General features: G+C 52.4%; 15 protein-coding genes and 1 pseudogene. 12 read left to right on the top strand and 4 right to left on the bottom strand.

What is annotated here, in order from left to right; genetic code table 11:
* The first annotated feature begins 1 nt into the window (after position 1).
* Entirely contained in the window at positions 2–2398 is a 2397-nt protein-coding gene (gene pbpC, locus I6G90_RS07995; RefSeq protein ID WP_197931181.1) for a penicillin-binding protein 1C, read from the top strand.
* A 426-nt stretch (positions 2399–2824) separates the two neighbouring features.
* Here pbpC and I6G90_RS07990 read toward each other — a convergent pair whose 3' ends face one another.
* Complete coding sequence (locus I6G90_RS07990) at positions 2825–3790, bottom strand: hypothetical protein (RefSeq protein ID WP_197930638.1); 966 nt, start codon at positions 3788–3790, stop codon at positions 2825–2827.
* Between the two features lie 177 nt (positions 3791–3967).
* On the opposite strand from I6G90_RS07990, the gene thiI reads away from it, so the two are divergent.
* Positions 3968–5416: a tRNA uracil 4-sulfurtransferase ThiI gene (gene thiI, locus I6G90_RS07985; protein ID WP_111805892.1), complete on the top strand. Its 1449-nt coding sequence runs from the start codon at positions 3968–3970 to the stop codon at positions 5414–5416.
* Positions 5417–5540: 124 nt separating this feature from the next.
* Positions 5541–6867: pseudogene (locus tag I6G90_RS07980) on the top strand (IS4 family transposase).
* A 59-nt stretch (positions 6868–6926) separates the two neighbouring features.
* Here the strand turns inward: I6G90_RS07980 and I6G90_RS07975 are convergent.
* Together I6G90_RS07975 and I6G90_RS07970 are read right to left on the bottom strand one after the other, a co-directional pair.
* Positions 6927–7319, bottom strand: a complete 393-nt coding sequence (locus I6G90_RS07975; RefSeq protein ID WP_042063739.1) for a hypothetical protein — start codon at positions 7317–7319, stop codon at positions 6927–6929.
* 100 nt (positions 7320–7419) lie between these two features.
* Positions 7420–8052, bottom strand: coding sequence for a trimeric intracellular cation channel family protein (locus tag I6G90_RS07970; RefSeq protein WP_111805894.1), 633 nt, complete (start codon positions 8050–8052; stop codon positions 7420–7422).
* Between the two features lie 382 nt (positions 8053–8434).
* Here I6G90_RS07970 and flaB (I6G90_RS07965) point away from each other — a divergent pair, with 382 nt between their 5' ends.
* A complete protein-coding gene (flaB, locus tag I6G90_RS07965; protein WP_197930637.1) occupies positions 8435–9352 on the top strand; it encodes a flagellin N-terminal helical domain-containing protein in 918 nt (305 codons plus the stop codon).
* A 582-nt stretch (positions 9353–9934) separates the two neighbouring features.
* On the top strand, positions 9935–10852 hold the full coding sequence (gene flaB, locus I6G90_RS07960) for a flagellin N-terminal helical domain-containing protein (RefSeq protein ID WP_197930634.1): 918 nt from the start codon (positions 9935–9937) through the stop codon (positions 10850–10852).
* Positions 10853–11059: 207 nt separating this feature from the next.
* Here the strand turns inward: flaB (I6G90_RS07960) and I6G90_RS07955 are convergent.
* A protein-coding gene (locus tag I6G90_RS07955) for an IS3 family transposase (RefSeq protein WP_197930632.1) occupies positions 11060–12198 on the bottom strand; the annotation gives its coding sequence in 2 pieces (ribosomal slippage) (positions 11060–11961 and positions 11961–12198; 1140 coding nt in all).
* Positions 12199–12611: 413 nt separating this feature from the next.
* Between I6G90_RS07955 and flaB (I6G90_RS07950) the strand changes: the two genes are divergently transcribed.
* The 7 genes from flaB (I6G90_RS07950) to I6G90_RS07920 all read left to right on the top strand — a co-directional run bounded on the left by flaB (I6G90_RS07950) (position 12612) and on the right by I6G90_RS07920 (position 19868).
* A complete protein-coding gene (gene flaB / locus I6G90_RS07950; RefSeq protein ID WP_197930630.1) occupies positions 12612–13523 on the top strand; it encodes a flagellin N-terminal helical domain-containing protein in 912 nt (303 codons plus the stop codon).
* Between the two features lie 35 nt (positions 13524–13558).
* The gene (locus I6G90_RS07945) at positions 13559–13996 is read left to right on the top strand and encodes a flagellar protein FlaG (protein WP_232254435.1); all 438 of its coding nucleotides are present in this window, start codon (positions 13559–13561) and stop codon (positions 13994–13996) included.
* Between the two features lie 29 nt (positions 13997–14025).
* On the top strand, positions 14026–15414 hold the full coding sequence (gene fliD, locus I6G90_RS07940) for a flagellar filament capping protein FliD (protein ID WP_197930626.1): 1389 nt from the start codon (positions 14026–14028) through the stop codon (positions 15412–15414).
* A gap of 43 nt (positions 15415–15457) precedes the next feature.
* On the top strand, positions 15458–15871 hold the full coding sequence (fliS, locus tag I6G90_RS07935; RefSeq protein ID WP_197930624.1) for a flagellar export chaperone FliS: 414 nt from the start codon (positions 15458–15460) through the stop codon (positions 15869–15871).
* Positions 15868–16167, top strand: a complete 300-nt coding sequence (locus tag I6G90_RS07930) for a hypothetical protein (protein WP_197930622.1) — start codon at positions 15868–15870, stop codon at positions 16165–16167. Before fliS ends, I6G90_RS07930 begins: the two co-directional genes overlap by 4 nt.
* An 8-nt stretch (positions 16168–16175) precedes the next feature.
* Positions 16176–18269 (top strand): motility associated factor glycosyltransferase family protein, encoded by a 2094-nt coding sequence (locus I6G90_RS07925; RefSeq protein WP_197930620.1) that lies wholly within the window; start codon positions 16176–16178, stop codon positions 18267–18269.
* Positions 18270–18449: 180 nt separating this feature from the next.
* Positions 18450–19868, top strand: coding sequence for an IS66-like element ISAs21 family transposase (locus I6G90_RS07920; protein ID WP_004576012.1), 1419 nt, complete (start codon positions 18450–18452; stop codon positions 19866–19868).
* Positions 19869–19932 lie beyond the last annotated feature (64 nt).

Raw genomic sequence — 19932 nt, 5'->3', positions numbered from 1 at the left:
CATTCCCTCCCTTGAGCGGGTTCGCCCGCTCACTTTTTGGCAGCGTGGCTGGCTGAGCCTGGGTCGCAGTGGCCGCGCTGGCTGGCGCTGGCTTGGTCGTTTGCCACGCTGGCTGCGTTTCTCGGTGCTGGGCGTTGTAGCACTGCTCCTGTCATTGCTGGCGCTGGATCGCATTTTCCCGCCGCCGCCACTCGACCCTGCCTATGCGCGGGTGGTGCTTGACATGAAGGGGCGACCGCTGCGCGCCTTTGCCGATACCAGCGGTGTGTGGCGCTACCCCGTGACCCTGGAGCAGGTCTCCCCCCGCTATATCGAAGCGCTGCTGGGCTACGAGGATCGCTACTTCTGGCGTCATCCCGGGGTCAATCCGGTGGCCATGGTGCGGGGTGTATGGCAGTGGCTGCGCTATGGGCGCGCCGTGTCGGGCGGCTCGACCCTCACCATGCAGGTGGCGCGTCTTATCGAGCCCTACCACAGGAGCGTGCCCGGCAAGCTGCGCCAGATGGTGCGCGCGCTGCAACTGGAGTGGCACTACGACAAGCGCACCCTGCTCACCGTCTACCTCAATCGGGCGCCGTTTGGCGGCAATCTGGAGGGGGTGCAGGCGGCAAGTTTTGCCTATCTCGGCAAGAGTGCGGCCAAGCTGACTTATGCCGAGGCGGCGTTGTTGGCGGTGTTGCCGCAGGCCCCTAGCCGCAACCGGCCGGATCGCCACCCCGAGCGGGCCCGCACCGCCCGCGACAAGGTGATGCAGCGGCTGGTGGCACAGGGTGTCTGGCCCGAACAGGCATGGCTGGAGGGGCGCATCGAGCCGGTGCTGGCTCGCGGTCACTTCACGCCGATGGAGGCGCCGCTGTTTGCCCGTCTCGCCGCCGACAATCAGGCCGGGGCGCTGGTGCACACCACCATCGACGGCGATCTGCAGCGTTGGCTGGAGGGGCGGGTAGCAAGTTATATCCGCCGCTTCCCCGAGCAGACCTCAGCGGCGTTGCTCTTGGTGGACAACAAAACCATGGCGGTACGCGCCTATGTGGGCAGCGCCGAGTATGGCAATTTGCGCCGCCACGGTTATCTCGACATGGTGCAGGCGATCCGCTCTCCTGGCTCCACCCTCAAGCCCTTTATCTACGGTCTGGCGATGGATGAGGGGCTGGTGCACTCGGCGTCTCTGCTCTCCGATGCGCCAAGGCTCGGCTCGGAGTATCGCCCCGCCAACTTTTCCGGTGCCTTTCAGGGGCCGGTGACGCTTGCCCAGGCGCTGCAGCAATCCCTCAATGTGCCGGCGGTGCAGGTGCTGGAGGCGCTGGGGCCGGACAAGCTGGTCAGCCGCTTAGACAACGCCGGGGTTCGGCTGGCGCTCTCCGACAAGCCCAATCCGGCCATAGCACTGGGGGCGGCGGGGATCCGGCTCGAGCAGTTGGCGGCGCTCTACAGTGCGCTGACCCGGGAGGGGCAGGTGGCGATGCCGGTCTGGCTGGCGGGGCAGCAGGCGGTGTCGCGCCCCTTGCTAAGCCCGGGGGCGGCCTGGATCATCTGGCAAATATTGAGTGCGCAGGGACGGGCTGATCAGCCCTTTTCCAGTGAGGCAACCGGCCGGGTCAACCGGCTGGCCTGGAAGACCGGCACCAGCTATGGCTATCGCGATAGCTGGGCGATGGGGGTCTCTGGTCGCTGGACCATCGGCGTCTGGCTGGGGCGCCCCGACGGCACCCCCATGCCCGGTTTTTACGGCCAGAGCGCAGCAGTGCCGCTACTGCTCTCGGTCTACTCGCGACTGGCCGACAATAGTCCCCTGCCAGCACAACCCAACACGGTGAGCGAGGCCGAAGTTTGCTGGCCGCTGGGGCGCAAAGCGAGCGCAACCCTGCCTGAGGCCTGTCTGCAGCGCCAGAGCGCCTGGTTGCTGGAAGGGCGCGATCCGCCCACCTTGCCGGATCCCATGGATTGGCCCTCGCCGCTGCGGCAAGTGGCGTTGACCAAGGAGGGCAAGCCGACGTTGACCCGTTGCCCCGATGCGGCGCAATCCGGCTTTCGGGCCCTGTGGCCGCTATCGCTGGAGCCATGGCGGGTGCCCGGCGAGCGACGGCAGGCGCTGCTTGCCAGCGGTTGCGCGGGGGAGGGGCAGAGCGCAGAGCTGCAGGCACCCATTCGCATCGTGGCGCTGGGTGAGGGCAATCTTATTCGCAGCCAGCGTTACCGGTTGCAACCCAAAGTGCTGGGCGGTGTCGGCAAGCCGGCCTGGTTTCTCAACGGTCAGCGGCTGCGCTGGGATGGGGATCAGGTGCTGAGCGTGGCGGGGCGCTACCAGTTGGTTGTGGTGGATGCAGCGGGCAACAGCGATCGTATCGAGTTTCGCGTGGTGCACCCTGACAGTGAGGCCGGCACCATCACCCGTTGAGCGTTTTGCCGACAGCCATTGAGGCGAATGTAATTAACCATTTGAAATGCATCAATATTTGATTGGATGAATTAATTTATGAATAATTACAAATTCATTCAAATCCAATCGGGAGTGCTCTTTTGCTGCGTGTTTTTTGTCCCTTGCTGGTGCTGATGAGTGCGGGTTGTGCCACGACTAATCATGGTGATCACCATGTTGCTCCTGAACGTACCGGGTTCTATTCACCTTTCGAACCAGCTTCCGAGAGTTTTGTACGTTGTTATCAGAAACAGTTTGCCTGTACCCCTGCCAATATCCGCCGTGACAGGGCGATGGAGGCGCGCAGGCAGGCGCAAGAGCAGGCAAATCATCGTGGTGATGATTGGTAGGCCGCAGATAACGAGAGGGGTTGGCAGATGCCAACCCCTTTTTCATTCCATCGGTTCAGCCCGGTTGGCGCAGATGGCCGAGCCGGGTGAAGAAGTGCTGGCTCTTGCGCTGGTGAAAGTGGCTCTTCTTGATGGGATGGAAGATGAGGTTGCTTTCGGGGTGGCTTGCCTTTAACTGGTGGAGCATGGCTACGGCGGGCAGGCTGGTGCTGACCAGGGTAGTGAGTGGCATGCTGAGGGTCTCGGGCCCCAGCAGTTGATTGAGCCCTTGCTGAGCTTGCTCGAAGCGAGTCAGGGCCGCCGGATCGGCGTAGCCGCTGCCCAGCATGGCGAGCAGGCTGTCGAGGGCCTGATGAAATTCGGCCAGCTGTTGGCGAAAGCCGCTGCGCCCGCGCAGGGCAATCAGCTCTGCAAACGGAATGTCGGCCAGGTGAGTGGGCACTTGCAACGGGATCTCGAGATGGAAGCAATCCTGCCCGCCCCGGTTGTGGTAGCGGGACTCCAGCAGGTGGAGCAGGCGGTCGAGATAGTCGTGATCGGTAATGAGCGCCCCGTCATTGGCGAGTGCCCACTCACGGGCGAGACGCATGGAGAGCAGGTTGGCAAAGCGCCGTGCCATTCTGATCCCCCCCTCATCCCGGGTCGCAAAGCCGTGGGTCAGGCAAAAGCCGTGCAGCCGCTCCAGTCCGGCCTGTTCCGGGCAGAAGCAGTCGTGGTTGGTGCCCTGGCGCCAGCGACCAATCAGCTCCTTGTTGCCAAACACCTTGTGGCGTACGAAATCGGGGGCCACCAGGCCGCTGATCTGGCTCTCCAACTGGGGAGTGATTGCGGCAAAGAAGGCGGCATCGGGCCGCTCGGCCAGCAGATCGGTCTGCTGCTGCAAGGTATCAAGCAAGGCTGTGAGGCCACTTTTTTCACTGACGGTGAAGACGAAGGCGAGCCGCTCCAGATAGAGCAGGGCAAATTTGAGCCAGAGCTCGTCGCGTACCTCCATGCCGGGGTAGTAGATATAGGTCTTCATCGGATCGGTCTGTTGTCAAAAATCTGGCGAGGTGCAGGGTCGGGAATATACGCAAGATTGCGGCCGCGCGGCAAACATTGCGTGGGGTAATGTGAGCAAACGCTCATCCAGTAGGCGCTGGCCACAAAGTTCTGATATAATTCGCGCCCTTAAATCAAGGCCACCCGAGTCAAAACCATGAAGTTCATTATCAAGCTGTTCCCGGAAATCACCATCAAGAGCAAATCAGTTCGCCAGCGTTTCACCAAGATGTTGCAGGGCAACATCCGCAACGTGTTGCGCCGCTTCGACGAAGATGCCCGCGTACGGATGGATTGGGACAAGCTGGTAGTGAGCTCCCGCAACGATCAGTTCCACGCCCAGTATCTCGAGACCCTGGCCTGTATCCCGGGCATTCAGTACTTCCTCGAAGTGCAACTGAGCAACTTTACCGACCTGCACGACATCTTCGAGCAGACCCGCGCCGTTTGGGGTGAGCGCCTGAAAGGCAAAACCTTCTGCGTGCGTGCCCGTCGCGTCGGCAAACATGATTTCAGCTCGCTGGAGCTGGAGCGCTATGTGGGCGGTGGCCTCAATCAGCATTGCGAAACCGCCGGTGTGCGTCTGAAAAAACCGGACATCCAGATCAATCTGGAAGTGGAAAATGACGAACTCTACATCATCAGTGCGGTGCACCACGGTATGGGCGGCTTCCCGATGGCCACCCAGGAAGATGTGCTGAGCCTGCTCTCCGGTGGTTTCGACTCCGGTGTTGCCTCCTACCAGTTCATCAAGCGCGGTTGCCGCGTCCACTACTGCTTCTTCAATCTGGGGGGCGCGGCCCACGAGATCGGGGTGAAGCAGGTGGCCTATTACCTGTGGAACAAGTTTGGCGCCTCCCACAAGGTGCGCTTCACCGCCATCGACTTTGAACCTGTGGTCGCCGAGATCCTCGAGAAGGTCGACAACGGCCAGATGGGCGTGGTGCTCAAGCGGATGATGATGCGTGCAGCCGGTCAGGTTGCCGACTACTTCCAGATCCCGGCGCTGGTCACCGGCGAGTGCGTGGGCCAGGTCTCCAGCCAGACGCTCACCAACCTGAACGTGATCGACCGGGTGACCGACAAGGTGATCCTGCGTCCGCTCATCACCTGGGACAAGCCGGATATCATCAGCGAAGCGCGCCGCATCGGTACCCTGGAGTTTGCCGAGACCATGCCGGAGTATTGCGGCGTTATCTCCAAGAAGCCGACCGTGAAAGCCGAGCTCTCCCGCATTGAAGCGGAAGAGGCCAACTTCGACTTCTCCATTCTGGACAAGGTGGTCTCCGAGGCCCGTTACCTCGATATCCGCCGCATCGGTGAAGAGACTGCCGCTGAAGTGCAAGAGGTGGAAACGACTCAGGTGCTGGGAGCTGACGAGGTGATCCTGGATATCCGCTCTGCCGACGAACACGACGAGAAGCCGCTGGTGGTGGAAGATCGTGAAGTGCTGCACATCCCCTTCTTCAAGCTGGCCACCGCCTTTGGCGATCTGCCCAAGGAGAAGACCTATCTGCTCTACTGCGATCGCGGCGTGATGAGCAAGCTGCAGGCGCTCTATCTGAAAGAGAAGGGCTTTGACAACGTCAAGGTGTACCGCCCGTAAGCGTGGTTTGCACTGCCCACAAAAAATCCGGCCAATGTGCCTAATGCCGATCAGTTAAGGATCCATTGACCGATCCTCCTGATGTGTAAAAATCCGAAACCTGTTGATTGGTTTCGGATTTTTTATGCGTATCGTACAGGCTCTCGACTTCCTCCACGCCAGCAATCCCGCTCAGTTTGAGTCACTCTCCGACCTCATTTCCCCCGAGCTCATCACAACTCTGCTCGCCGAAGAGGATGTCGTGACCCTGCGCCGTCGCCGCATGCCCATGGAGCGCCTGGTCTGGGCCATCATCGGCATGGCCATGTTCCGCCATGTCCCCATGACCCAGCTGGTCAATCAGCTCGATATCCTGTTGCCCGGTGACCGTCCCTTTGTTGCCCCCAGCGCCTTCCTGCAAGCCCGCAAAAGCTCGGGGACAAGAGCATCGAGCGGTTGTTTCACGAGACCGCCTCGCGCTGGCACCAGCAGGCCAATCACCCCGGCTGGGCCGGGCTGCAACTGCTCGCCGTCGATGGCGGGATGTGGCACACGCCCAATACCCCGGACAATGCTACTGCGTTTGCCAAGCCGGCACCCAGCATGGCGAGACAGCCTATCCGCAGGTACGCATGCTCTGCCAGATGGAGCTGACCAGTCACCTGCTTGTTCAGGCTGTCATGGAGAGCTGCGCCGTCAACGAGATGGTGCTGGCCGAACAGCTTGTCGCGCGCACGCCGGACCACTCGCTGACCCTGTTCGACAAGGGGTTTTACTCCCTCGGTCTGCTACATGCCTGGCAAACTGCGGGTAGCGAGCGGCACTGGCTGCTGCCGCTCAAAAAGGGCACGCAATACGAGGTGGTACGCAAGCTGGGGCGCCAGGATGTGCTGGTGCGCCTGACGACCAGTCCACAGGCACGCAAGAAGTGGCCACAACTGCCGGATACGGTGGAAGCCCGCTTGCTGACTCGCAACATCAACGGCAAGGAGCGCCAAGTGTTAACCTCGATGGTCGACCCGATGCGCTTCCCGGGGACTGACATCGCTGAACTCTACAGCCATCGCTGGGAAATCGAGTTGGGCTATCGGGAGATGAAGCACAGCCTGCAACAACATCGACTGACCCTGCGTAGCAAGAAGGCGACGGGGATACGGCAAGAGCTGTGGGGCGTGCTGCTGGCGTACAACCTGCTGCGCAGCCAGATGGTGAAGATGACGGCGAGCCTGAAGGGATACACGGCGAGCCAGCTGAGTTTTCACATGGCGTCGATCTATCTTATCCATGAACTGAGCTGCATGCCCTACCTGTCAGCGGGGACTATCCCGAAGCGGGTAGCTGACCTGGAGAAACAGGCGGGGCAGTTTGTGCTGCCGGCACGAAGGGAGCGAAGTTACCCCCGCTGCGTGAAGCCAAGGCCACAGAGGTATAGTGTGAAAAAAGCCAATAAAAACAATGCCAGTCAGGCTTAACTGACTGGCATTAGGCCAATGTGCCGGATTTTTTTATTTCACTGAGTGAGTCATGACCATCAGGGACAGGGGACCGGGGTGAAGGAGTCTTGCCCCTGGCAACGCCAGCCCATTTCCGCCTCCCGCATCTGCCACAGGTTGTCGCTGCGATAGAGAGTCAGGATGTAGATCATGTCACTCTTGCTGCCATCGAGGGCCACCGAGAGCACCAGATCATTATCCAGCTGCTGGGCATGAATGCGACTGGGGGTGTCGCCATGCCCCACAAATCGCAGTGCCACCTCACGGTAGTCATTGACCCAGCGTTGTTGTTGATCACTGGCTTGACGTATCTGCTGGTTGAACTGCTGCACCGGCGCCGAGGCCAGTCGACCAAACACTACTTGAGCTTCGGCGTGGGCTGCCGTCACGTTCGCCAGGAGGAGTGTGGTAAGCATACCGATTTTGCGCATGAGAAGTTCCGGCTAACAACGACTGCTTCTATGACAACAGAAAAGCCTATTTGGTTCAACGCATGGCCCACAGCGACATGATGGCGCTGTGGGCCTGCTCTCAATTGCGTTGCAGCGAGAAGGTGGGCAGCGACAGGTGCCAGTAGATAGCCGCGACCCGCAGGCCAAACACGGCCGTCATGCAGATGAGCATGGCCGTTACCCTGTCCATGTTCGCCTCCAGCGCCAGGGTATAGAGAATGCCACCGAGGATACAGGCGGTGGCATAGATCTCTTTTTGCAGCACCATGGGCACTTCTCGCGCCAGTACATCGCGGATCATGCCGCCGGCTACGCCGGTCATGGTGCCCATGATCACGGCGATCAGACCCGGGGTGCCGAAGTTGAGGGCCTTCTGGGCACCGATCACGGTAAAGAGGGCCAGCCCGAAGGCATCCGCCACCGGCAGTACATACCAGGGCATCCTGCGGGGCAGTTTGACCATCCACATACCGAGCAGCGCCGTCGCGATAACGACCCAGATATAGAGGGGATCGCGCACCCAGAACACGGGGGTCGCGCCCAGGATCATGTCACGGATGGTGCCGCCGCCGATGGCGGTCACTGCCGCCAAAACCATGACGCCAAACCCGTCCATTCTGAGCCGGCCAGCCACCAATACCCCTGAAAACGCGAATACCGCAGTACCAAACATGTCGCTGATGTAAACAATCTGCTCAACCAGTGTCTGCATGGGGAACAACTCACGCCAAATTGTTGATGGGGCCGCGATTTTAGGGGCTGGCGAGCCCAATCGCCAACTGTGCTCGATAAAATTGCGAGTCGAGACGGACTTTTTCTCACTGTATGGACCGGGTGAGTCTCGAGTGTGCCCGCTTGCCCCGTCGTTCGCGGGATTCGGGAGGTGACTCCTGTCGTCTGTTTTGGCCCGATTTTTTCCTTAAGTTTCCCCCCGACCCGCCGATATATAAGGTAAGCGGCGTTAATGCGATGAAGCGTTGAAAAAAATGCTAAAGACATCCAAAAACGAGCCGTTAAATAAGACGCATCGGGCACAGAAAATAATAAAGCCTGAGCAAATAGAAGAGTAATTTTAATAGCTTAGGAGAAGAATCATGAGTCTTTACATCAACACTAACGTTTCATCACTCAACGCTCAGCGTAATCTGATGAATACGACCAAAGCATTGGATACATCCTATACTCGTTTGGCGTCGGGCCTGCGTATTAACAGTGCAAAAGATGATGCGGCTGGCCTGCAGATATCTAACCGTTTAACCTCGCAAATCAATGGGTTGAATCAAGGTAACCGAAATGCCAATGATGGCATCTCCGTGGCGCAGACGGCCGAAGGGGCGATGGATGAAGTGACTGCCATGCTGCAACGGATGCGTACACTGGCTCAACAATCATCGAACGGTTCTAACAGTGCTGATGATCGTGTTGCCTTGCAGCAAGAATATACTCAGTTAGTTACGGAAATTGACCGCGTATCTAATGACACCACCTTTGGTGGCCAGAAACTATTGGCTGGTGGATATGTTGGTTCATTCCAGGTCGGTGCTGATGCAGCTCAAACAATTACGTTCAAGATGACATTAGCATTTACCCTGACAGGAATTGCCAGTGGTACCCAAGGTAGTGCAACTGTAGCGACAACAACACTCACTACTACTACAGAGCCTTACACCGTGACTAAGGTAACAACAGCGGTGACAGCTGCATCAGTCCAAACAATCACTGATGCGTCTTCAGCACAGCTAGCCATGGCGAACCTGGATTTTATGATTCAAACCGTAGACAGTAAACGTGCTGAACTTGGTGCGGTACAAAACCGTTTTGACTCTACCATTCGTAACCAAGCGAACGTTTCTGAAAACGTCAGCGCAGCCCGTTCACGCATCCGTGACGCTGACTTTGCGACTGAAACCGCCAATCTGACCAAACAGAATATTCTGCAGCAAGCGGCATCGACCATTCTGTCTCAGGCAAACCAGCGTCCGCAGTCTGCTCTGTCACTGTTGCAGGGCTAACAAAAGAAAAACAGGGCGGTTGTTCAGGCCGCCCTGGTCAAGAGATGGAACAAAGGGGTGTTCGGGTTTGCACCTTGTTCTATCGGGAGAGATATAATTCTCTGCTAGTAAAGCCAAGTGTTGTCCAGATGTTCAGTTCTGTCACTCTTGGTCATATTCTCCTGAGCATATGCTCATCTTTAGGCCGGTTTACCGGCCTCTTTTTATTGTGTCGTCAAATTGACGTCACTCTATCAGTTCAAAGCATGAACCATGCCAACGCTTTTGATCTTATGAAGGGAGTCATCATCAAAGCAGACGCTGCCTGGTAAGGGTTATGGTTCTCTGTCTATATGCCTCCTACCGGAGAAAACTTGCCGCTGTAGGCAAGGATTTTCCTAAAGCTTGTCGCTGCGCTGCCGCTAAATAATATGAAGCAATCGAGGGGTGTTCGGAATCCAACGTTTGCACTACTGCGGGTGACCTGTTCGTTCAAACAGCCACCCGCCAGAAGAGCCAGGCTTGTTCAACCTGCTCTTCAACTGGTGGGCTGCTGCGTAGTCAGCACAACCCGCAGTCGCATGTTCTTCGGGAGAATATTTTATGGCCATGTACATTAACACCAACATTTCATCATTGAACGCTCAGCGTAACTTGATGAATACCAACAAAGCGTTGGATACCTCCTATACCCGACTGGCTTCGGGTTTACGTATCAACAGTGCCAAGGACGATGCTGCGGGTTTGCAGATCTCCAACCGTTTGACCTCCCAGGTCAATGGTCTTACCCAAGGTAACCGTAATGCGAATGATGGCATTTCAGTTGCACAAACAGCAGAAGGTGCGATGGATGAAGTGACCTCTATGCTGCAGCGGATGCGAACTCTGGCTCAGCAATCGTCTAACGGATCCAACAATGCGGATGACCGGGTTGCATTGCAGCAAGAGTATGACCAATTAACCACTGAAATTGATCGCATCTCATCTGACACCACGTTTGGTGGGCAGAAATTGCTGGATGGCACTTACAAGGGGTCATTCCAGGTTGGTGCCGATGCAGCACAGACCATCTCCTTCAAGATGACGTCTGCATTTACTTTGACAGGAATAGCGAGTGCGACTAAAGGTAGTGCTACTGTCGCAAGCGTAACAGTAACTACGACAAATGAGCCATATTCAGTCACACAAGTTGCAGGTACTGCTGTAGGCGTAACGACAGTTCAGAGTATCAAGGATGCCTCATCAGCCCAACTGGCGATGGCAAACTTGGATTACATGATCCAGTCGGTAGACAGTAAGCGCGCCGAGCTTGGTGCTGTGCAGAACCGTTTTGACTCAACAATCAGGAACCAGGCTAACGTATCAGAAAACCTGAGCGCAGCACGCTCGCGTATTCGTGATGCAGATTTTGCGACAGAAACGGCTAACTTGACCAAACAGAATATTCTGCAGCAAGCAGCATCCAGTATTCTGGCGCAAGCAAATCAGCGTCCGCAATCAGCCCTGTCACTACTGGGTTAGGCAAGGTGATATGTTTATGCTCACGCAGTGGCTACGGTGATCGTAACTTATGGTTTTTAGCTGTTTGGATTTGATGTTTAGATCTAAAAAACGCTAGTGGCTGCTGACCTCAGACCCTCGATGTACTGCATCGGGGGTTTTCTTTTTAGCGGTACTTCTCCTGTCGCATTTCTCAATTGAATCGCCCCTGGTTTTCTAGACACTTTATTACTGAAAAATAAACTGCCTTTCAAACTCTACCGGCGATAGCCCATCATTGGAACCATGGCGCCTGATTGGGTTGTAAAACATTTCGATATAATCAAATACGTCACTGCGGGCTTCATCTCTTGTCGCGTAAATCCTGCGCTTGATCCGCTCCCGTTTGAGCAACTGAAAGAAGCTCTCGGCGACCGCGTTGTCGTGACAGTTACCCCGTCGGCTCATGCTGCAACTCAGGTTGTGGGCCTTCAGAAAGTCCTGCCATTCACCACCAGTAAACTGGCTGCCCTGATCCGAATGCACCAGTACCGGCTGCTTGGGCTTGCGCCGCCAGACGGCCATCAATAACGCATCAACCGCCAAGTCTGCCGTCATGCGTGACTTCATCGCCCAGCCGACGATCTGGCGAGAGAACAGGTCGAGCACCACCGCCAAGTACAGCCACCCTTCTTGAGTGCGAATGTAGGTAATGTCAGTCACCCAGGAGATGTTGGGGGCTGGCACCTTAAACTGACGTGCCAGCGTGTTTGGGGCAGCCTGCGGGCTCTTGCCTCCATAATGCCCCTTGCGGCGTTGATAGCCCGTTTGCGAACGCAGCCCTTCCCGCCTCATTAATTTGGCCACACGGTGCTTGCCGCAGGCTTCCCCTGCGTCACGAAGGTCGCGATGGATTTTGCGATAACCGTAGACAGCACCACTTTCCAGCCAGGATTGCTTGACCAATCCGGTCAGTCGTTCGTCCTCCTGATGGCGTGGCGATGTGGGCTGTTTCAGCCACGCGTAGAAGCCACTTCGGTGAACCCCCAGGGTCTGGCACAGGGTAACGACACTGTAGCGGTCGAGTCGGGAGGTTATGAACGCGTACCTTTCCTTGACTCGCTGGCAAAGTACGCGGCGGCCTCCTTTAGGATATTGCGCTCCTCGGTGACCTGGCGCAGTTCGGCTTTCAGGCGGCGTATCTCGGCTTGCAAGGCAGACTCTTCGAGCTGCTGGTCAGCAGGCTTGCCGTACTGCCTGAGCCAGGCATACAGACTGTGGCTGGATACCCCAAGGGCGCGTGCAACGTCAGCCACCGGCCGTCCGCGCTCGGTGATTTGTTTAACGGCTTCGATTTTGAATGTTTCTGGATAACGCTGACGGGTCATAACACCTCCAATAGTTGCCTCATTTTAAGGCTGTGAGGTGTCTAGGGAACTGGGGGCGATTCACACCTCCAATAGTTGCCTCATTTTAAGGCTGTGAGGTGTCTAGGGAACTGGGGGCGATTCATCTCTATATTTGGGTTTATTTGGGTCCCCAGCTGTAACTTAAACCTTATGTGGCATCTTTTTGCCGCTTTCGGCAATCTTTTGCCTAAACATTAATCTTGCGCAGCCGTTACATAGAGTGAGGCAATCGAGGGGTGTTCGGAATCCAACGTTTGCACTACTGCGGGTGACCTGTTCGTTCAAACAGCCACCCGCCAGAAGAGCCAGGCTTGTTCAACCTGCTCTTCAACTGGTGGGCTGCTGCGTAGTCAGCACAACCCGCAGTCGCATGTTCTTCGGGAGAATATTTTATGGCCATGTACATTAACACCAACATTTCATCATTGAACGCTCAGCGTAACTTGATGAATACCAACAAAGCGTTGGATACCTCCTATACCCGACTCGCTTCGGGTCTACGTATCAACAGTGCCAAAGATGATGCGGCCGGTTTGCAGATCTCCAACCGTTTGACCTCCCAGGTCAATGGTCTTACCCAAGGTAACCGTAATGCTAATGATGGCATTTCAGTTGCGCAGACAGCAGAAGGTGCGATGGATGAAGTGACCTCTATGCTGCAGCGGATGCGTACTCTGGCTCAGCAATCCTCTAACGGATCTAACAATGCGGATGACCGGGTTGCATTGCAGCAAGAGTATGATCAATTAACCACTGAAATTGATCGCATCTCATCTGACACCACGTTTGGTGGACAAAAGTTACTGGATGGGAGTTACAAAGGGTCGTTCCAGGTTGGTGCCGATGCCGCGCAGACCATCTCGTTCAAGATGACATCTGCATTTACTTTGACGGGCATAGCGAGTGCGACTCAAGGCAGTGCAACGGTATCTGCTGCTGGTACGACCACAAATGAACCTTATGCGGTAGCAAAGCTGACAACAGCGGTTACTGTTGCATCTGTTCAAGATATTAAAGCGGCATCTAGTGCTCAGTTAGCGATGGCAAACTTGGATTTTATGATCCAATCGGTAGACAGTAAGCGTGCCGAGCTGGGTGCGGTGCAGAACCGTTTTGACTCGACGATCAGAAACCAGGCTAACGTATCCGAAAACCTGAGTGCAGCACGCTCGCGTATTCGTGATGCAGATTTTGCGACAGAAACGGCTAACTTGACCAAACAGAATATTCTGCAGCAAGCAGCATCCAGTATTCTGGCACAAGCAAATCAGCGTCCGCAGTCAGCGCTGTCCCTGCTGGGCTAAGGCCACCAGATTTATGATCTCAAGAGGGGAGAGAAATGATGACTATCGATATAGGAAGCCTGTCATCTGCTAACGGCTCTTCCGCACTGTTGAAGGAGAAGAGCGGCCCGCAGGCCGCTCAAACACTTTCGGACAGATTGGTAGAATCCACAAAAATACAGTCTGAGCAATCAGAGGACAAAGAGGTCACGGTTACTTCAAGTCGGTCAAGCAAAGAAAGTGAAAGTGAACTGGCCATCCAGGTACAAAAATTGCAAGATTTTGGAGCGTCGCAGGGGTGGACGGTCAGTTTCAGTATGGAGCAGGACTTGAATAAAGTAGTTATCAAAGTGGTCGATACGGACACTAAGTCAGTGATCCGGCAGATCCCCAGTGAGGAGCTGCTTGCGATAAATAAACGGATCCAGGCTCTTCGTGAAGGTGAATTCGGAGCATCGTCAAAACTAGGTCTACTACTGGATAGCGAAATTTAAATTTTTATAAGTCAAGCGAGGAAAGAGGTATGGCAGCGATTACTTCAGCCGGGGCTGGATCTGGTATAGATCTGGAAAGTGTAATATCTGCCAGCCTCGAAGCAAGAAAGGCACAGATCCAACAACCTATAGTGACGAAAAGAGTCAATGCTCAGGTTACGTTGTCTGGTCTTGGGCAACTAAAGTCAGCCATCAGTTCTTATGTTACTAACCTCAAAGAGATGGCAAAAACAGATGCTTTTAATAAGCGTTCAGTGAATGTGACACAAGATAAGGATAATCCTGTTCTCAAGGCAGAGAGTAAAACAGGAGCATCTAATGGTCAATACAATATATTAGTAAATAAATTGGCGACCACGAGTAAATTTGAAGGGACTTTCAATAGCTCAACAAATCCTCTGGTCACCGAAGATGGCACCTTGACGTTTAAAGCCGGTGATAAAACATTCACCGTTGATGTGAAAAATGGAGATTCCCTGCAGGACATTCGTAAGCGGGTTAATAATAATGGCAATAACTTCGGCTTGACTGCGAATATAATTAATACTTCCGATGGAAAATCAAAGCTAGTAATTGATTCAGGTGTAAGTGGCACAGGCAAGGATCTGCAAATAACAGGCAGTTCGAGTGGGCTGGATCCTTTTACTTCCGCTCTCACTAAGACTCAATCTGCTGGAAGTGCGGAAATTTCTGTCGATGGCAGCACACTGACCAGTGATACGAATACATTCGATGGCACGATCGTAGGATTGAAGCTCACAGTATTACGCACCTCAGACAAGGATGCAGCTGGACTTGCCAAATCTAATAAAATTGATGTCACGACAGATAAAGATGGTATCAAAGAGATGGTCAAAGGGTTTGTTGCTGGCTATAACGACCTGGTTGGCAAGGCTAATGCGTTAGGAAAAAGAAACTCAGTTGTGGCGGGTGTGACCAAGGATGATGGTGGTGCCTTGGCTGGTGACTCTATGACTCGCAGTGTTGTGAACCTCATGAGTAGCATAATTGTATCTCCATCGGAGACATCAAAAGATATTTCTACGATCTTTCAACTTGGGATAAAGATGGATAATAAAGGTATCCTATCTTTAGATGAAAAAAAGTTTAATGAAGTATTAGATAAAAATTTCGAGCAAGTTGTCGCTGTTTTTGGTGGGGAAAAAGGTGTCGCTGGTAAGTTGGCTACATCATTAGAGAGTTTTTCCAAAAGTGGTGGATTAGTTGCACAGCGAGAAGACTCGCTTAATACAGAACTGCGTTCTTTAGCACAAAAAGAGGCAGATGCTGCGGCACAGCTAGTAAAATATGAAGCTAGTCTGCGGGCTCAGTATGGTGGGCTTGATGCATTACTAGCCAAAATGAACCGTTCAGCATCTTATTTGAACAATATCCAGACATCAACCAAAAGTAGCTAAAGTTTAAAATCAGCCAAATTATACTGATATGATGGGAGTAATTATGTATCAGAAAAAAATCAAGGCATATACAACTCAGAATATTCAATCTGAACTGGCAGTGGCTGATCCTTATCGTGTTATCCAGCTTATGATGCAAGGCTGTATTGAACGTTTAGCCCAAGCTAAAGGTGCCATATTGCGAAAAGATTTTGAGGGTAAATCTATAGCAATATCAAAAACATTGGGTTTGATTTATGGTCTACAAGAGGCACTGGATCTTTCATATGGGAAAATACCAGAGGATCTTTTTTCTCTTTATGATTATATGAAGCAAAGGATACTGGATGCTAGCCGTGACATGGATACAGCACCTATAGATGAAGTTTTTGATTTGATGCTGACGATTAAGAGTGGCTGGGATTCTATTCCCCTGGAAGAGAGGGAGCTGGCTTTAGCTCGTCAGGCTTCATTATGACAACAAAGCAAGCAGATGATTTGAATGATTTTAGTGATAGAATTGCGAGTGCTTTCTGTAATCATAAATTGGATCTTGCTCACGAGCTTGTTGATCTTCGTTTACAATGGCTACAAGATAACTGTATTGCGGAAAGTTATTCAGCTGATTTTGTTGCTGCAGCGATGAGAGCATTGGAGCAAGATCAAAAAATTTGTGTATTGATAGAAGAGCAGAAAAAACAAATAGAAATTAAACTACGAGATTTCATGGCTGCTGAGAAAGTATCGCAACTATATAAGACATATTCCAAATAGGATTCTTCATGAATTTTGACAAAAGTATAGAATCTCTTGAGTGTGAAGTAATTAGGTTACATGAGCAAAAGAATCAAGAGCAAGCAATGGCGGATGTACTACCAAAACGATTTTCTGATAATATGGCTGCATTTAGTGAATATCTTCCTGATATTTATATGCAATTCAAAGAATATAAACCAAAGCGGGCTTTTCGTTTTTTTTGCAATGAGAATGGAATACCGAATTTGCTGTGGTTAGATGATAATGTATCTCTATATGGTGATGATCCATATCAGCAGGCTAATGAACAAATTGAATATGTATTAGCCACATCTCAAATTGAGCGCTTCATTTATAACGTAAGTGAAAATGACATGAATCAAGTTCATGTCGAGTATCTTAATTTGTTGGCTGAATGTTATATTAAAGCTGAGAGTGTCCAGGAGAAAACATCCTCAATTCCAGATAGTATGCCAATGGCATTCATGTTTGGTGTCGGTTTGGGATATCAATTGGGGTTGTTATATGAGCGCTGTAGCATAAAAAATCTTTTTATATTTGAACCGGATATGGATATTTTTTATGCTTCATTATTTTCGTTTGATTGGGCTCCACTCCTGAAATATTTGAAACAAGAGAAATTAGGATTACATATTTTTTTAGGACAAGATCAAGATAGTATTATCGAAGACCTGCTTGCAGGGCTTCACAAGAGAGGTGCATTCTGGATAGCAAGTATGTTTGCATTTTGGCATTATCCTTCCCCAGAAATATTTTCGCTTATAGATCGTGTAGCAAAAGAGTTTTATTTATTGAAAACAGGCTGGGGTTTTTTTGATGATAATCTATTTGCAATTGCCCACAGTGCAAAAAATATAAGTGAGGAAGTGCCTTTTCTTTTGAAAGATAAACAGGTAGATATATCCTATAGGAACATACCTGTTTTTGTTATAGGCAATGGTCCATCACTGGATGAGTCTATTGGTTATATTAAAAATAATAAAGAGAAAGCTATTATTATTGCATGTGGTAGTACTGTATCAGCTCTACATAAGGCTGGAATAAAACCAGATATATGTGTCGCAGTAGAAAGAACCAAGTCGATGGCTGATTTTTTTGATATATTTGATGATAAAGAGTATTTGAAGGATATACTTTTTTTAAGTGTTGATGTTATACACCCGGATTGCAGACGGTATTTTTCCAAGTCTGCACTTGGGTTTAAACATAATGAAGCTATGTTTTCTATGCTGATGCTTAATCGACTTGATTTACATAAATTTGGTTATTTACCATACGTAAATCCTTTGGTGGGAAATACGGGCTTAAGTTATGCCATGACTTTGGGCTTCAAGAATATATATATGTTTGGCCTAGATAATGGCTATAAAGAAAAAAATCATCATCATTCTCGTCATAGTGCGTATTATGAAGATAATGGTTCAGCTATTAAAGAATTAACTGATGCCGTTACCTCTAATGAGACATTCCTTGTTCCTGCTAATTTTGGTGGCGAGATCAGTTCTGACTGCCTGTTTGGACTATCTGCAAACTCAATGGCCAAAGTGATTGCTATGTATCCTGATGCTAGCTGCTCTAACTGTAGTGATGGATCTCTAGTTAGAGGAGCCACACCGCTAAGATACTATGATGTAAATATTAAAGAGAGAATCATTGATAAAAATAGCATTGTAGAAAGTATATATAATAATTGCTTTGAATCACTATCTATATCCATAGAGGATATAAAAGAAGCTCTGTCTGTTGAGACATTTGATGAGCTGGTAACATTGATGGAGTCAGAGTGGGAAAGAGTTCACCTAGATAGAAATGAAATATCTGAACTGATGCAACGACATTATGACTATTTAAATTACTTACTGACGACTAAGCAATCACATATACACAGAGTATTAGTTGGATCTATTAATTATTTTTTCTCATTCTTAACAACAATGCTATATTCATTCAGTGATGAATGTATTTTCAATAAAGTAATGAGTGAGGCGAGAGAAATATTTATCGATTTTTTAAAGAAGATACGGATTATGTACCCTACTGCATGCCAGCACATGGATAATTGTGACCTTGAAGTTACAAGTCATTTCAGGAGGGTTTGAATTTTAAATGCCCTGAATTATGATATTCAGGGCACCATTTCACAATTTTTTATAGGCAACAATGTCCCAACTAGCAAGTAACTGTTCACCCAGATGGCATTGACAGGAAAAAGTGAGACGATCATCCCTTGATCCACTGTTGCCCCTTGCCTGATCCCGCCAGCTTGGCACCATCACGTCATGAGCAAACCCATTACGCCACCACCCGGCCTGCCGCTGACCCTCGAGCAAGCCAACGAGCTGATTTACAAGCTGATGGCGCGCATCGCCGAGCTTGAAGACCGCCTCAACCAAAACAGCAATAACTCCTCCAAGCCCCCCTCCACTGATGGCTCGGGGACCCCGCCTGCGCGCAAGCGCCCCGCTTCCGGCAAGGCTCGTGGTGCCCAGCCTGGCCACAAGGGGCAGCGGCGTGAACGTCATCCTGAGGACGACCGACTGACGGCAATACCACACTATCCTGCCCGGCAGTGCGCCTGCTGTGGTGAGCAGGTGGTGTCCCATGACAAGCCCTACCGGGTTCATCAGGTGTTTGACCTGCCCGAGGTCAGCTATGTGGTGACAGAGCATCAGCTGTATCGGGGCACCTGCCGTGGGTGCGTCACCACCAGTGAAGCAGCCCTGCCCGATACGGTGAGCCACAGCCAGATGGGGGCTAATCTGCTGAGCTATATCGCTTTGCAGAGTGGTCAGTTCCACCAGAGCATCAGCAAGATACAGCAGCAGCTCAAGCAGCACTTCGGTTTGAGCTTTAGCCGAGGCGCCATCAGTGAAGCGCAAGGCCGGGTCAGCGCCATGCTCACCCCGACCCACCAAGCCATCAAACAGCAAGTGCAGTCTGCCGCCATCATCCATGCCGATGAAACCCGGCACCAGCGGGGCGGTGAGCGACGCTGGATGTGGCTGGCCCTGAGCAAGGTCGCGGTCTGCTTCATGACGGCGTTTGGCCGCGGTCAGGAGGCAGCGAAGCGGTTGCTGGGCAGTGAGCTTGATGGGGTGCTGGTGACCGACCAGTATGCGGGATACCGCTTCATCGACAGCGCCCAGCGCCAACTGTGCTGGGCGCATGTGCTGCGCAACGTGGCGGCGATTGCCGAGAGTAGCGACGCCGTCAACCAGCCTATCGGAGCCCGGCTGGTACTGCTGGCTGACACGGTGTTCAGAACCCGGCATGGCTATGAACAAGGCTGCTTAAGCCGGGAGCAGTACCAGCGAAGGTTGCAGCGATGTCGGCAAAGCTGGCGAAGGCAGCTGGAGCGGGGCAGTGTACTGTGTTCCAAGCGCTACCGTGGGCGCTGCCAGTTACTGCTCAAGGACGATGAGATGCTATGGCGTTTTATGGAAAACGACGAGATAGCGCTGACCAACAATGAAGCGGAGCGGGCGCTGCGTGGCTATGTGCTGTGGCGCAAGGGAAGCTATGGCGTCTGGTCGCATCGAGGCGAGCAGTTCAGGCAGCGTATCCTATCGTTGGTGGAGACGGCCAAGCGATTGGGCCGCTGCCCGCAGGAGTGGCTGAGGGCAGTTGTCAGGTCCTGCATCGAGAAAACCGACTACCCGTTCCCGGAGGAGTTGGTGCTGTCAACACCGTCCCGGTGAACGGTTACACTAGCAAATCGAGTGTTATTGCTTGGTATTTCTTGTTTTTTTTCTTTATGTTCTA

This window comes from Aeromonas allosaccharophila (assembly GCF_016026615.1).
GTDB classification, from domain to species: Bacteria; Pseudomonadota; Gammaproteobacteria; order Enterobacterales; family Aeromonadaceae; genus Aeromonas; species Aeromonas allosaccharophila.
This window is presented reverse-complemented; position numbering and strand designations above follow the sequence as displayed.

Coding starts and splice junctions, on each gene's coding strand:
- I6G90_RS07970 (WP_111805894.1), bottom strand. CDS start 8,052: ATGCAGACACTGGTTGAGCAGATTGTTTACATCAGCGACATGTTTGGT.
- I6G90_RS07945 (WP_232254435.1), top strand. CDS start 13,559: ATGATGACTATCGATATAGGAAGCCTGTCATCTGCTAACGGCTCTTCC.
- I6G90_RS07920 (WP_004576012.1), top strand. CDS start 18,450: ATGAGCAAACCCATTACGCCACCACCCGGCCTGCCGCTGACCCTCGAG.
- I6G90_RS07925 (WP_197930620.1), top strand. CDS start 16,176: ATGAATTTTGACAAAAGTATAGAATCTCTTGAGTGTGAAGTAATTAGG.
- flaB (WP_197930634.1), top strand. CDS start 9,935: ATGGCCATGTACATTAACACCAACATTTCATCATTGAACGCTCAGCGT.
- I6G90_RS07975 (WP_042063739.1), bottom strand. CDS start 7,319: ATGCGCAAAATCGGTATGCTTACCACACTCCTCCTGGCGAACGTGACG.
- fliS (WP_197930624.1), top strand. CDS start 15,458: ATGTATCAGAAAAAAATCAAGGCATATACAACTCAGAATATTCAATCT.
- flaB (WP_197930630.1), top strand. CDS start 12,612: ATGGCCATGTACATTAACACCAACATTTCATCATTGAACGCTCAGCGT.
- I6G90_RS07990 (WP_197930638.1), bottom strand. CDS start 3,790: ATGAAGACCTATATCTACTACCCCGGCATGGAGGTACGCGACGAGCTC.
- fliD (WP_197930626.1), top strand. CDS start 14,026: ATGGCAGCGATTACTTCAGCCGGGGCTGGATCTGGTATAGATCTGGAA.
- flaB (WP_197930637.1), top strand. CDS start 8,435: ATGAGTCTTTACATCAACACTAACGTTTCATCACTCAACGCTCAGCGT.
- thiI (WP_111805892.1), top strand. CDS start 3,968: ATGAAGTTCATTATCAAGCTGTTCCCGGAAATCACCATCAAGAGCAAA.
- I6G90_RS07930 (WP_197930622.1), top strand. CDS start 15,868: ATGACAACAAAGCAAGCAGATGATTTGAATGATTTTAGTGATAGAATT.